The organism is Curtobacterium sp. VKM Ac-1395, assembly GCF_015350975.1.
In the GTDB taxonomy this organism is placed as follows: domain Bacteria; phylum Actinomycetota; class Actinomycetes; order Actinomycetales; family Microbacteriaceae; genus Curtobacterium.
Window position 1 is genome coordinate 54,314 of the sequence record NZ_JADKRX010000006.1, and the last position, 12,450, is coordinate 66,763.

Sequence of the window (12,450 nt, forward strand, 5' to 3'; positions counted from 1 at the left end):
CCTACTGGCGGTAACGTTGCTCAACGTGCATGTACTCAGCGTGAGCTCTCTCAAGGGCGGTGTCGGCAAGACGACGGTCACACTCGGTCTGACCTCCGCCGCGTTCGCCAAGGGTCTGCGAACGCTGGTGGTGGATCTCGACCCCCAGTCCGACGTCTCCACCGGCCTCGACATCAACATCGCCGGCCACCTCAACGTGGCCGACGTGCTCGAGAACCCGAAGGAGAAGATCGTCCGCCAGGCCATCGCGCCGTCCGGCTGGACGAAGGGCTCCCAGGGCAAGATCGACGTCATGGTCGGCTCCCCCTCGGCCATCAACTTCGACGGGCCCCACCCGTCGATCCGCGACATCTGGAAGCTCGAGGAAGCGCTCGCCAACGTCGAGCAGGACTACGAGCTCGTCCTCATCGACTGCGCCCCCTCGCTCAACGCCCTGACCCGCACCGCATGGGCGGCGTCCGACCGCGTCACCGTCGTCACCGAGCCGGGCCTGTTCTCCGTTGCCGCTGCCGACCGAGCCCTCCGCGCGATCGAGGAGATCCGCCGCGGACTCTCCCCGCGCCTGCAGCCCCTCGGCATCATCGTGAACCGCGCCCGGGTGCAGTCGCTCGAGCACCAGTTCCGCATCAAGGAGCTCCGCGACATGTTCGGGCCGCTCGTGCTCTCCCCGCAGCTGCCCGAGCGCACCTCGCTGCAGCAGGCCCAGGGTGCCGCGAAGCCCCTGCACGTGTGGCCCGGCGAGTCCGCGCAGGAGATGGCCCGCAACTTCGACCAGCTGCTCGAGCGCATCATGCGCACGGGCAAGATCGGCCCGTACGCCGACGGCAGCCCCGTCTGACGCTGGCACGCTCGCGCTGAGGACGCACCCCGGGTCGCCGACCCGGGGTGCGTCCTGTCGTGGGACGTCCGTGTTCCGGGTCCGTGTCCGGGTCCGGGTCCGGGACGGTGTCCGTGCCCGTGCCCGTGCCCGTGTTCCGAGTTCCGAGTTCCATGTCCGGGACGGTGTCGAGCGGTCACGACTCCCCGCTCACGTCCGGCGAGCGGTCACGAAGCGTCGGCTCAAGGCCGCCGCGCCGACGGTTCCCGGCCACTCGGCACCGTACACGCGGGGTGTCGTGACCGCTCGGCCCGGTGTCGGGGCGCGTCCGGCACCGCTGAGATCGCAGTTCGTGTCGGCTCGGCCCCGCCCGAGGCGACACGAAGAGCGATCTCGGCGCCGCGGCCGTCACGTCACACGGCGGCAGCCGGGAGGCTCGTCACGCGTCAGCCGCGTCGGGTCGGCCCGGTGGACGCGCGGCCGAGCGGTCACGACTCTCCGCTCACGTCCCGCGAGCGGTCACGACGTGTCGGCTTGAGGCCGCCGCGTCGACGGTTCCCGGCCGCTCGGCGACGCGCACGCGGGGTGTCGTGACCGCTCGGCCCGTCGTCGGAGGCGCGTCCGGCACCGCCGCGTCGACGGTTCCCGGCCGCTCGGCGACGCGCATGCGGGGTGTCGTGACCGCTCGGCCCAACGTCAGGGGCACGTCCGGCACCGCTGAGATCGCGGTTCGTGTCGGCTCGGCGCCACCCGAGGCGACACGAACTGCGATTTCACGATGAGGTCGCGCCGCGACGCAGCCGCAGCCCGCGGGGTCAGGACGCGCGGGAGGCGCGGCGCGCAGCGAGTTCGTCGGAGGGGTCGGCCGCGGGCGTCGCGTCGAGCTCGACGAGGGAGCTCTCCACCTCGCGCAGGACCTTGCCGACCGCGATGCCGAAGACGCCCTGCCCACGGGACACCAGGTCGATGACCTCGTCGTCGGACGTGCACAGGTACACGGAGGCGCCGTCGGACATCAGCGTCGTCTGGGCGAGGTCGGAGACGCCGGACTCGCGGAGCTGGTTGACGGCGGTGCGGATCTGCTGGAGCGAGATCCCGGTGTCGAGCAGACGCTTCACGAGCTTGAGCACGAGGATGTCGCGGAAGCCGTAGAGGCGCTGCGACCCGGACCCGGCCGCACCGCGGATGGTGGGCTGCACGAGTTCGGTGCGGGCCCAGTAGTCGAGCTGGCGGTAGCTGATGCCGGCGGCCTTCGCGGCGACCGTGCCGCGGTAGCCGTTCTGTTCGTCGTGCTCGGGGAGTCCGTCGGTGAACAGCAGCCCGAGGTCGTACCGCGTCGTGTCCGACGGGGTACCGGGGGTGTCGTTCCCACTCATTGGACTGCCTTCCACGACGATCGAGCCCTCACCCGAAGGTTCAACGACGGGTTGAGAGTTGTTCCGAGGTCCACGGTAGCGACTCCGACCGGTTCGACGCGGGACATCCGACTCGGCGCGTCCGGCGTGTCGAGGATACGCCCGCGCACCGACGCTCCACCAGCGCCCCTCACGCGTCCATCCGACCGATCGCCGCGCGGATGAGGTTCGAGCGGATGACCTCGAGGTGCCCCGCGATCTCCCGCGCGAGCTCGGAGGCCTTCGCCCTGGACGTGGCGTCACCACGACGGGAGACGGGCATCAGCGCGGACTCGATGAGCCCGACCTCGCGCTCCGCGGTGCTGCGGAAGGTCCGGAGGTGTCGGGGCTCGATGCCGGTGCGCTGCAGCTCGACGAGGGCCTTGAGGACGACGACCGAGTCCTCGCCGAAGGTGTCCGACGCGGGCAGGAGCGAGGCGGACACGGCGTCGGCGACGAGCATCGGGGACGCCTGTGCCGCCCGGACGAGGTCGTCGCGCGTGTAGCGCTTCTCGCGGCCGAGGATGGAGGGCCTGGGGCCGTCGCCACCCCCGGGGAGCGCCGGCTGCCGACCGGCGTCGAGGTCGGCGAGGTACTCCTTGATGACCTTCAGCGGCAGGTAGTGGTCACGCTGCAGGCCGAGCACCACGCGGAGCCGGTCGACGTCGGCGGGCGAGAACTTCCGGTACCCGCTGGCGGTGCGGACCGGCGTGACGAGCTCGCGTTCCTCGAGGAAGCGGAGCTTGGAGCTCGACAGGTCGGGGAACTCCGGCTTGAGCCGGGCGAGGACCTGTCCGATCGTCAACAGGTCCGCGGCCGGCGAACCCGACCGCACTGCGGCCGAGCGCGCGGCCACTACGCGTTCGCCAGGCGCGCCAGGTCGACCCGGGACGCGTAGAACGTCAGGCGGAACTTGCCGACCTGCACCTCGGCGCCGTCGGTGAGCGGTGCTTCGTCGATGCGGACACCGTCGAAGTACGTGCCGTTCAACGAGCCGTTGTCCTTGACCGTGAACGACGTGCCGTTCCGGAGGAACTGCGCGTGCTTCCGGGAGACGGTGACGTCGTCGAGGAAGATGTCGGCGTCGGGGTGGCGGCCGGTGGTGGTGACGTCGGAGTCGAGCAGGAAGCGCGCTCCGACGTTGGGGCCGCGACGGACGACGAGCAACGCCGAACCGGACGGCAACGCGGTGATCGCGTCACGTTCTTCGGGTGAGACACCGGACTCGGGCGTCAGGGACGCGCCGAACTCCATGCTGAAGGTCAGCGTCGTGTCGACCAGCCGCTGCTCCGGGGCTCGCTGTCCCTCTGGCTGCGGGACCACTGGATCTGGCATCGGTGGACCTCCTCCTCTTGGCGTTCAAGCGTATCGGAAACGAGCGGCCAGTCGAGAGCCCCGTGGACGAGTGACACGACCTGTCCGCGGCCAGCGGACACCGCCGGGCGGATCAGCGGGACCGGGCGAGCAGCCAGAGCAGGTACGGCGCACCGACGACACCCGTCACGACACCGACCGGCAGCGTGGTGCCGGGCAGGGCGAACTGCGCGACGAGGTCGCTCGCCAGGACGATCACCGCGCCGACCGCCGCGGCCGGTCCGAGCGCCACCCGACCACCGCCGACGAGCCGTCGGGCGATCGGTGCCGCCATCAGCGCCACGAACGAGACGGGCCCCGCGGTGGCCACGGCGGCGGCGGTCAGGCAGACGGCCGTCAGGAGCAGGAGCACCTTCGCGCGGTTCGGTCGCAGGCCGAGCGAGGACGCGACCTCGTCCCCGAGCGTCAGGACGGTCAGCCGCGGCGACTGCACGAGCGCGGCGACCACGAGCACCACGAACGCCACCGCCAGCACGCCGACGATGCCCGGGTCGACGGCGTTCAGGCTCCCGGAGAGCCAGAGCAACGCGGTGCCCGCCTGCTGCACGGTGCCGCTCGTGAGCATCCACCCGGAGACGCTGACCGACATCGCCGCGACGCCGATCCCGACGAGCACCACCCGGTTGCCGGTGATGCCCCGACGCCAGGCCAGCCCGGCGATGAGCACCGACACGACGAGCGCCCCGACGAGCACGGTCCAGAAGAGCCCGACACCGGAGACGCCGAACAGCACGATGGCGGTCAGGCCGGAGGCACTCGCGCCCGAGGTGATGCCGATGACGTCGGGACTGGCGATGGGGTTCCGGACGACGCTCTGGACGATGCCGCCCGCGACGCCGAGGCTGGCCCCCACGAGGAGCGCTGCCGACACCCGGGGGCCACGCAGCTGCCCGATGACGAAGTCGGACACGGTGTCGCCGTGCCCGACGAGCGCCGCCACGACCTGGCCGGGCGCGAGCGGGATGTCGCCGACACCGAGCCCCACGAGCACCAGCCCCACGAGCACGACGACGACGGCCCCGAGCACGAGCAGCTCACGTCGTGCCCCGGTCACCCGGCGCCGCGCGGCGCGCTCCGTGGTCGTCACAGTCCCCGCACCGCCTTCGAGCGGACGAGCGCGATGAAGACGGGCGCGCCGATGAGCGCGGTCACGATGCCGACCTGCAGCTCCCCCGGGTACGCGACGACCCGGCCGATGACGTCGGCGACCAGCAACAGGGCCGGTGCGACGATGGCGGACAGGAGGATCGTCCAGCGGTGGTCGGGTCCGCTCAGTCGGCGGACGGCGTGGGGCACGGCGAGCCCGATGAACGCGACCGGTCCGGCCGCGGCGACCGCGGACCCGGCGAGCAGCACGGTGACGAGTCCACCGACCGCGCGGACGAGCACGACGCGCTGCCCGAGCGAGGCGGCGAGTTCGTCGCCGAGCGCGAGGGTGTTGAGGGAGCGCCCGAGCGCGAACGCGATGCCGAGCCCGACGAGCACCGGGATGGTGATGACGCCGGCCGCCCCGAGGTCCTTGCCCGCGAGCGCGCCGACCTGCCAGAACCGGAGCTGGTCGAGGAGGCTCTGGCTCGTCACGAGCACCGCCGTGGTGACCGAGGCGAGGGCCGCCGCGACGACCGCACCGGAGAGCGCGAGGCCGACCGGGGTGAGGCCGCGCCGCGCGACCGAGGCGATGCCGTAGACGAGCAGCGCCGCCAGCCCCGCCCCGGCGAACGCGAAGGGCAGGTAGGCCGCGGTGCCGCTGATGCCGAAGAGCGCGATCCCGGCGACGACGGCCAACGCGGCTCCGGAGTTGATGCCGAGCACGCTCGGGTCGGCGAGCGGGTTGCGCGTGACGCCCTGCATCACGGCACCGGCGACGCCGAGGGCCGCCCCCGCGAGCAGGCCGACGACCGTGCGCGGGACGCGGTTGCCGAGGACGATCAACCCGATCTCGTCGTCGCGACCCGGGTGGGTGACGGCGTCGAACACCGCCGCGAGCGGGATCGGCCGTGACCCGAAGGCGATGCTCAGGGCGACCGCCACGACGAGCACGACGACGGCCAGCACGGTCGCGCCGACGAGTCGTGGCACGGAACTGGGCGCGGGCGGGGTGGAGGACGGAGAGCGCATGGGAGCTCCGGCAACCCTAACCCGGTGTGCCCGCTCGGTGATCGCCGAGCGAGTCGTGAGCGCACGCAGTGCCCGTTCATAGGTTCTCCATGGGAAGCGGGCCTGTACTCGATCCATCGACACCCGACCGGGGAGTCGAGAGCGACCGGAGAGCACCGATGAACGAGAACCAGAACCCCGACGCCGAACCGGGCACCACGCCGATCGACGCACAGGCCAGCGCACCCCGCGCCTCGTGGGACGCACCGCACGCCGACCGGTCGACGCTCCGACCCGCCTACGCCTTCGACGGCTCGGGCCCGTACCTCTACGCCCCGGACGGCTCCGGCCCGTACGCCTACACGCACGACGGCCACGGCCCGTACCTCATCGGCAGCCCCGCCCTCGCCGGCACGGCCTCGTGGTCGCACGCCGCGCAGCACGGCACGCCCTACGGCGCCGCACACCCCGCCGACGCGACCGGCTGGAGCGGTGCGTTCGGGCCCCGTCCCGGTACGTCGAAGCGTCGCCGCCTCGGGCTGGTGATCGGCTCCGGTGTCGCAGCGCTCGCCATCGTCGGCGCGGCCGGGGGCACCGCGCTCGGGCTCTCCTCGCACGGCACGCAGACCACGTCGAGCCAGTCGCAGGGCTCCACGACCCTGCCCCGCGGCGGGTCCGGCACCGGCACGGGTGGCAGCGGCACGAACGGCTTCACCGTCCCCGGTGACGGCACGGGCAGCGGCACGGAGGGCGGTACCGGAGGCACCGACGGCAGCGGCACCGGGTCGAGCACCGGCACGCAGTCCCCTGCCACGGCCGCCACCGCCGCCCAGAAGAAGGGCGTCGTCACCATCGACACGATCCTGAACTACGACGCGGCGTCGCAGGCCGCCGGCACCGGCATGGTGCTGACGTCCGACGGCACGATCCTGACGAACAACCACGTCATCCAGGGCGCGACGAGCATCAGCGTGACGGACGAGACCACCGGCAAGGAGTACGACGCCCAGGTCGTCGGCGCCGACGCCACGAACGACGTCGCGGTCCTCAAGCTCAAGGACGCCTCCGGGCTGTCGACGGTGTCGCTCGACGACGACGGAGGCGCGAAGACGGGCGACGCCGTGACGGACGTCGGCAACGCGGAGGGCACCGGCAACCTGGTCGCCGCCGCGGGCACCGTCACCGCGACGGACCAGGACATCCAGGTGCAGAGCGAGTCCGGCACCGGGACCGAGTCCCTCACCGGGCTCATCCAGGTCGCGGCCGACATCGTCTCCGGCGACTCGGGTGGTCCGGTCCTCGACAGCGAGGGCGAGGTCGTCGGCATGGCGACCGCGGCCTCCTCCGGCAGCTCGGACGTCACCGGGTTCGCGATCCCGATCGCCACCGCCAAGTCGATCGCGCAGAAGATCCTGTCGGGCGACGCGTCCGGCACGATCACGATCGGGCTGCCCGCGTTCCTCGGGGTGCAGGTGAGCGGGACGGCCACCACCGGCGGCGTCGCGGTCGCGGGCACCGTCGACGGTTCCGGTGCCGCCGCGGCCGGGCTCGCCGCCGGGGACACGATCACCTCGGTCGACGGCACCGCGGTCACGAGCGCCGACCAGCTGACGAAGGTCATCCAGTCGAAGTCGGTGGGCGACCGGGTGTCGGTGGCCTACACGGACACCACCGGCGCGGCGAGCACCGTCACCGTGACCCTGACCGCTGGTCCCGCCGCCTAGGACTCGATGGGAACGGGCGGCAGGAACGCCCGTACGACCGATCGGTACACGTTGGCCGGTGACTCCGCAGAGAACGCGGAGGCGCCGGCCTCCGTGCGTCCGACGCGCGCGAAGCCGATGCCCTCCGCGTGCACGAGGGTGACCGGGGTGGGCTTCCCCGGCCGGCGGACGTACGAGACCGTCCAGGGCGCAGCCCAGAACCGTGCCAGCCGCGGGTCCGCCTCGGCGACGGCAGCCGGCAGCTCGGGAGCGTCGTCCCCGCCGGCGAGCCGTCGGTCGAGCAGGTCCGCCCGGAGCGACCCCGTGCGGAACGGGAAGGTCCACGTCGGACGCACGCCGAGCCTCCCGGCCGCCAGCGCCACCACGCGCTGCGGAGCGAGCCGCGTGAGGACCGCACCCGTGTCGTCCGGTGCGTCGACGACGGTGCGGGACCAAGCCTGGAGGCGCGCCACCCGCCCGTCGGGTCGGTGCTGTTCCAACACGGTCGGCTGGGTCTCCGCTGTCCACGGCTCCAGGAGCGCCTGGGTGCCCGCGGGGAGCGTGCCGAAGCGTCCGACCAAGCCGGCGTCGACGAGTTCGCGGCCGCCGGGTGTGCGGAGGAGCGTCGGGTTCCACCGTTTCCCGGCGATGCCCTGCAGGGTGGCGAGGGCCTCGGGGGTGAGTCGGGGGCCATCGACCGTGGTCGGGGCGAGCGGCGCCGGCAGGGTCTCGAGGTCGCGGGTGGTGCCGGTGGTGACGGGGCCGACGGCGCGGACGGAGTCGAGGACGGCGAAGACGAGGTCGTCGGTGTCGGCGAGGCGGGCGAGGGGCCGTTCGATCGTCACGTCGACGCGGTGCCGGCCGGTGACGAAGAGCAGGTGGGCGCCGATGATGTCGCCGGGGCCGTCGTCCTCCTCCGCGCTGGCGTCCGGGCGGACGTACTCGACCAGCCGGGCGGGGGCGCCGACCGTGGTCCAGACGTCGCAGCCGACCAGGAGCAGGCCGTCGACGGAGCCGGGCAGGCGGTCGAGCAGGGAGGCGTTCTCGTCGCCGATGGAGCGGTCGCTCGGGCGGGAACGCACGGTGAGAACGACGTCGTCGCCCACCACGCGGAGGTCTGCCTGCGCCGTGTCCGCACGCTGCCAGGAGTCGGGGCGACGGAGGACGACGCGTGCGGTGCGGTCCTCGGTGCCGAGCGGGACGGGGACTGCCATGGGCGCAAGGCTACGACGGGGCGGGGGCGCTTCCACGGGCGGCTCGCCGTGCGGGTTCAGCGCAGGCGCGGGCGGCGCGGTGGTGGCGGGGGAACGCGCTTGGCGGCGACGACGTCCTGGAGGGCGACCTCGACGAGGCCCCGGCGGGTGTCCACCGTGACGGAGTCCGCCGTCCGTGCGACCAGGTCCCCGAGCGCGTCGCGTGCTCCCCCGGCGTCGTGTGCCCGGACGACGACCCGCTCCCCGAGCTCGGCGTCCCGCAGCAGCCCGAGTGCCAGTGCCCGCGCGATGCCCGCCTGCTCGTCCGTGCCCACCCGGGAAGCGTACGGGCTGCCCCACGCCCACCGGTCGGCATCGAGGGAGCTCGTGGCGGGCGCGCCTAGGCTGGGGGCATGGACAAGGCCCGGGTGGACAGCTGGATCTGGGCGGTCCGGATCACCAAGACCCGGTCCGCCGCGACGACCGCGTGCAAGGCCGGCCACGTGAAGGTGAACGGTGAGCGGGCGAAGCCCTCGCAGCCGGTGGGCCCGGGTGACGAGGTCCGCGTGCGACAGGCCGGCTTCGACCGGATCGTCGTCGTGAAGAGCCTGATCCTCAAGCGCGTCGGCGCGACCGAGGCGGCGAAGCACCTCGACGACCTGACCCCGGCCCGTCTGCCGAAGGAGGAAGCGGGCTTCGTCCCGATGCGCGACCGCGGTGCCGGACGCCCGAGCAAGCGGGAGCGCCGCGACCTCGAGAAGCTCCGCGGCCACTGAGCCGGCACGGGCCGACCAGCCTGGCGGCCCGACCGGCCCGACCGGCCCGATCAGCCCGACCGGACGTCAGACGAACCGGACGGTCTGCTGCAGTCGGTCGCGGACGTCGAACACGTCCACGGTGCCCTCGGGCGACCAGATGCCGTTGAGCACCTGTCCGAGCGCACTGCGACGCACGACGAACGCCGTGGGCTTCCGCTGCGGGCCGACGAGCTGCACGTCGGTGTCGACCGCGGAGTCCGGCACGACGAGGATCCGCCCGGTGAACCGCACCCGCGTCTGCTTCTGCACGGCACGCGCGGCGCGGACGAGCTCCTTGACCGGACGCTCCCCCGGTTCGAGCGTCTCGCCGACGATGTCCCCGTGCTCGACGCGGACGGGGCCGCCCCAGTCGATGGACTCGAGCGCCCAGAGCCCGCTCGGCATGAGCACGACGTGGTCGAGCTTGCCCTCGGCCCCGGCGTCGAGGTCGTGCCAGACGGTCACGCCGATGCCCATGTCGGCGACGATGGCGGCGGTCGACTCCTCGGCGAGGGCCTCCCCGAGCAGTCGACGGATGTACCGGGGAGCGCTGCGGATGAGGGACGGGTCGTACGGGTCCTCGATGGGGTCGCCGAGGCCGACCCACTCGCGCTCGGCGGCGAGGAAGACCTCACGCGACCGACCACCGGGGTGTCCGTGGGACCGGGCCCGGGGGCGGGAGTCGCGCCGCGCTGCGGGCGGTGCGTAGGCGTCGCGACCCGATCCGGGCCTCCCGGCGGACGCTGACCACGCGGACGAGCCGGACGGCGCGGACGAGGGCCGGGACCCACCGGCGTCGTAGGCGCGACGCGCTGCGGGTGTGCCGATGCGCTCCCACGCGACCTGGACCTGTCGGAACCGCACGGCGTCGCCGCCGAGGTCGGGGTGGGTCTCGCGGGCGGCGCGCCGGTAGGCACGGCGCAGGGCCTCGTCGTCGGCGGTCGCGGCGACGCCGAGGACTTCGTAGGGGGTGGCGTCGGCCGGGCTGTCCGTCATGGCCTGCGGTACGTTACCGGAGCGAGCGCGAGCACCAGCCGTGTGCGCGCTGAACGGCGGCCGGGAGGCTCGTGGGGCGTCGTCCCCGCCGGCCGCGGCCCGTCAGGCGGCGGAGTTCACGCCACGGCCGCGGAGATCACGCCACCGCGGCGGCGATCTCGTCGAGGTGGTCCTCGAGGTAGGCGACGTCGGCGCGGTACAGGTCGGCGTGGCCGTGCTGCAGGTCGCTGATGAACTTCGGGTTGCCGGCGGCCGCCTCGGTCTCCATGAGGGTCACCATGGCGACGAGCGAGGACACCATCGTCTCGGCGACCCGGCTCCTGGAGACGTCGTCGAGCCCGTACGCCCGGCAGAACTCGGCGGCGCGGGCCAGGCGGGCCTCGAGCGTCGGTGCCGCGCGGCCCTCGACCACGCCGGTGGTGAACGGGGCGAAGCGGTACACCGCGCTCGCGACGTCCCAGACGCGGGGGCCGGGGTGGGCGGTGTCGAAGTCGATCAGGCCGACCGCCGCGATGCCGTCGTACACGCAGTTGTACGGGGCGAAGTCGCCGTGCACGACGGTCTCGACGGGTGCCCGGTGTGCCTGGGACCACACGTCGACGGTGTCGTCGAGCGGGAAGGTCGCGGCGGCGTCGTGGTAGTGCCGGAGCATGCGGGCGCTCGTGACGAGGGCCGCTTCGCTCGCGACGTCCTCGGTCCACGGGTACTCGCCGGCGACCCCGGGCACGAACGACACGGTCTCGAGGGCGTCCCCGAGGGCGATGGGCTCCGGCGCTGCCACGAACCCCTGTTCGTGCAGGTGGGCGAGGAGCCGGTGGACGGTAGGCGTCCAGGGGCCTGCCGGCCGGTGGACCCGGTCGTCGGCCTTCGTGATGCGCTCCATGGGAGTCTCCTGTCGCGGTCGTCTCCGTTGACGTGCCTTCGTCGTCGCGGTCGTCTGGCTGACCGCACCGGCGTGCAGGTCAGCGTAGCGGTCACCGGCGGAGTTGGCGCGATCCAACTGCAGACGTGCGCTTGTCGGCCCGGCCGCGCAGAGAGCGCGGTCGTGGGACTGCGGCGGCGTCGCCGCGTGACCCGGCTGTGGGACCGCGGCGGCGTCGCGGGGTGGTCCGGTCGAGCGTGACTAGAGCCGTTCGCGGAGCCAGGACGGCCCCTGCACGCTGGCCCCGAGTGCGACCACGCGGTCCCGGAGCCCGCGGTCCGCCGTCACCACGACGACGGGTCCGTCACCGGCCGCCACGGCGTCGGCCGCCGCGGCCACGATGGCGTCGTCACCGGAGCCGGGCGCCCGCACGACGGCCACACCGGGCGTACCGCCGACACCGTCGCCGCCCCCGGGACCCGTGGCCACGTCGGCACCGCGTGCGTCGCCCTCGAGCACCACGGTCCACCGCGGCCACCACGTGGCGGAGTCGAGCCCGAGGGCCTCGGCGGGCAGCCCCACCGCGGCGAGCGCCGTGATCCCGTCGACGAGCCGGGTGGCGGCGCCGGAGCGGTCCTTCCACCAGCCGTCGGGCACGCTGCCGACGACGTTCGCGGCGTCGACGACGACGTGCGGGCTGGTGTCGAGCGTGGCGCGGAGTGCGGGCCAGGAGCGGCCGAAGCCCGGGTGCAGGGGCAGGTCGTCGACGGCCTCGACGGGGACCCAGTCGAGCGCCAGGCTCTCGCGGTCGGCGATGACGGGTTCGAACGGCCGTGCGGCGCGGCCGACAACGGTCGTGTAGGTCCAGAAGCCGAGGTCGAGCACGGCGGTGTGCCGGAGGTCGATGCCGTCGAGGGGCACGCCGGCTTCCTCGGCGGACTCGCGGAGTGCACCGGTGACGGCGTCCTCGTGCTGGTGCCGGGCGCCGCCGGGGATGCCCCAGGTGCCGCCGTGGTGGCTCCACTCGACGCGGTGCTGCAGGAGGACGCGGCCGTGGCCGTCGTCGACGAGGAGTCCGGAGGCACCGAAGAGCCCCCACGCCTTGGTGCCGTCGGGTCCGTACGCCCAGGCGTCGCCGGGGTCGCGGGGGCCGGGCGGCGGACCGGGGGGCAGGACGTCTGGCACCTGTCCACCCTGGCACACGCGCCTGACATGCG

The 12,450-nt window shown here is 73.5% G+C and carries 13 protein-coding genes; 3 read left to right on the top strand and 10 right to left on the bottom strand.

The features are described from left to right. The first annotated feature begins 25 nt into the window (after window positions 1-25). Window positions 26-838 carry a ParA family protein gene (locus ITJ68_RS15715; RefSeq protein ID WP_194626051.1) on the top strand — a complete coding sequence of 271 codons (813 nt, stop codon included), beginning with the start codon at window positions 26-28 and terminating at the stop codon, window positions 836-838. 794 nt (window positions 839-1,632) lie between these two features. Here the strand turns inward: ITJ68_RS15715 and ITJ68_RS15720 are convergent. The 5 genes from ITJ68_RS15720 to ITJ68_RS15740 all read right to left on the bottom strand — a co-directional run bounded on the left by ITJ68_RS15720 (window position 1,633) and on the right by ITJ68_RS15740 (window position 5,703). After that, on the bottom strand, window positions 1,633-2,193 hold the full coding sequence (locus tag ITJ68_RS15720) for a MerR family transcriptional regulator (protein WP_071276143.1): 561 nt from the start codon (window positions 2,191-2,193) through the stop codon (window positions 1,633-1,635). Window positions 2,194-2,362: 169 nt separating this feature from the next. Next, on the bottom strand, window positions 2,363-3,067 hold the full coding sequence (locus tag ITJ68_RS15725) for a MerR family transcriptional regulator (RefSeq protein ID WP_194662577.1): 705 nt from the start codon (window positions 3,065-3,067) through the stop codon (window positions 2,363-2,365). Then, window positions 3,067-3,546 carry an FHA domain-containing protein gene (locus ITJ68_RS15730; protein ID WP_071276147.1) on the bottom strand — a complete coding sequence of 160 codons (480 nt, stop codon included), beginning with the start codon at window positions 3,544-3,546 and terminating at the stop codon, window positions 3,067-3,069. The genes ITJ68_RS15725 and ITJ68_RS15730 overlap by 1 nt, the downstream gene beginning before the upstream one ends. A gap of 112 nt (window positions 3,547-3,658) precedes the next feature. Continuing rightward, window positions 3,659-4,672 (bottom strand): FecCD family ABC transporter permease, encoded by a 1,014-nt coding sequence (locus tag ITJ68_RS15735; RefSeq protein WP_323743346.1) that lies wholly within the window; start codon window positions 4,670-4,672, stop codon window positions 3,659-3,661. Further along, window positions 4,669-5,703: a FecCD family ABC transporter permease gene (locus ITJ68_RS15740; protein WP_194662578.1), complete on the bottom strand. Its 1,035-nt coding sequence runs from the start codon at window positions 5,701-5,703 to the stop codon at window positions 4,669-4,671. Before ITJ68_RS15740 ends, ITJ68_RS15735 begins: the two co-directional genes overlap by 4 nt. 158 nt (window positions 5,704-5,861) lie before the next feature. Between ITJ68_RS15740 and ITJ68_RS15745 the strand changes: the two genes are divergently transcribed. Next, the gene (locus ITJ68_RS15745; RefSeq protein WP_194662579.1) at window positions 5,862-7,406 is read left to right on the top strand and encodes a S1C family serine protease; all 1,545 of its coding nucleotides are present in this window, start codon (window positions 5,862-5,864) and stop codon (window positions 7,404-7,406) included. Here ITJ68_RS15745 and ITJ68_RS15750 read toward each other — a convergent pair. Continuing rightward, window positions 7,403-8,599 (bottom strand): hypothetical protein, encoded by a 1,197-nt coding sequence (locus ITJ68_RS15750; protein WP_194662580.1) that lies wholly within the window; start codon window positions 8,597-8,599, stop codon window positions 7,403-7,405. The genes ITJ68_RS15745 and ITJ68_RS15750 overlap by 4 nt on opposite strands. A gap of 56 nt (window positions 8,600-8,655) precedes the next feature. After that, the gene (locus ITJ68_RS15755) at window positions 8,656-8,913 is read right to left on the bottom strand and encodes a hypothetical protein (protein ID WP_268096981.1); all 258 of its coding nucleotides are present in this window, start codon (window positions 8,911-8,913) and stop codon (window positions 8,656-8,658) included. Window positions 8,914-8,991: 78 nt separating this feature from the next. Here ITJ68_RS15755 and ITJ68_RS15760 point away from each other — a divergent pair, with 78 nt between their 5' ends. Continuing rightward, window positions 8,992-9,354: an RNA-binding S4 domain-containing protein gene (locus tag ITJ68_RS15760; protein ID WP_194662581.1), complete on the top strand. Its 363-nt coding sequence runs from the start codon at window positions 8,992-8,994 to the stop codon at window positions 9,352-9,354. Window positions 9,355-9,420: 66 nt separating this feature from the next. Here ITJ68_RS15760 and ITJ68_RS15765 read toward each other — a convergent pair whose 3' ends face one another. The 3 genes from ITJ68_RS15765 to ITJ68_RS15775 form a co-directional block, all read right to left on the bottom strand. Further along, a complete protein-coding gene (locus ITJ68_RS15765) occupies window positions 9,421-10,371 on the bottom strand; it encodes a DnaJ domain-containing protein (protein ID WP_194662583.1) in 951 nt (316 codons plus the stop codon). A 136-nt stretch (window positions 10,372-10,507) separates the two neighbouring features. Further along, the gene (locus ITJ68_RS15770; RefSeq protein ID WP_194662585.1) at window positions 10,508-11,254 is read right to left on the bottom strand and encodes an aminoglycoside phosphotransferase family protein; all 747 of its coding nucleotides are present in this window, start codon (window positions 11,252-11,254) and stop codon (window positions 10,508-10,510) included. Between the two features lie 240 nt (window positions 11,255-11,494). Further along, on the bottom strand, window positions 11,495-12,418 hold the full coding sequence (locus ITJ68_RS15775; protein ID WP_194662587.1) for an NUDIX domain-containing protein: 924 nt from the start codon (window positions 12,416-12,418) through the stop codon (window positions 11,495-11,497). Between the last annotated feature and the right edge of the window lie 32 nt (window positions 12,419-12,450).

What these genes read in the sequence shown, in the direction of transcription:
- ITJ68_RS15770 (WP_194662585.1), bottom strand. Translation starts at nt 11,254, where the DNA reads ATGGAGCGCATCACGAAGGCCGACGACCGGGTCCACCGGCCGGCAGGC.
- ITJ68_RS15750 (WP_194662580.1), bottom strand. Translation starts at nt 8,599, where the DNA reads ATGGCAGTCCCCGTCCCGCTCGGCACCGAGGACCGCACCGCACGCGTC.
- ITJ68_RS15760 (WP_194662581.1), top strand. Translation starts at nt 8,992, where the DNA reads ATGGACAAGGCCCGGGTGGACAGCTGGATCTGGGCGGTCCGGATCACC.
- ITJ68_RS15765 (WP_194662583.1), bottom strand. Translation starts at nt 10,371, where the DNA reads ATGACGGACAGCCCGGCCGACGCCACCCCCTACGAAGTCCTCGGCGTC.
- ITJ68_RS15730 (WP_071276147.1), bottom strand. Translation starts at nt 3,546, where the DNA reads ATGCCAGATCCAGTGGTCCCGCAGCCAGAGGGACAGCGAGCCCCGGAG.
- ITJ68_RS15720 (WP_071276143.1), bottom strand. Translation starts at nt 2,193, where the DNA reads ATGAGTGGGAACGACACCCCCGGTACCCCGTCGGACACGACGCGGTAC.
- ITJ68_RS15745 (WP_194662579.1), top strand. Translation starts at nt 5,862, where the DNA reads ATGAACGAGAACCAGAACCCCGACGCCGAACCGGGCACCACGCCGATC.
- ITJ68_RS15740 (WP_194662578.1), bottom strand. Translation starts at nt 5,703, where the DNA reads ATGCGCTCTCCGTCCTCCACCCCGCCCGCGCCCAGTTCCGTGCCACGA.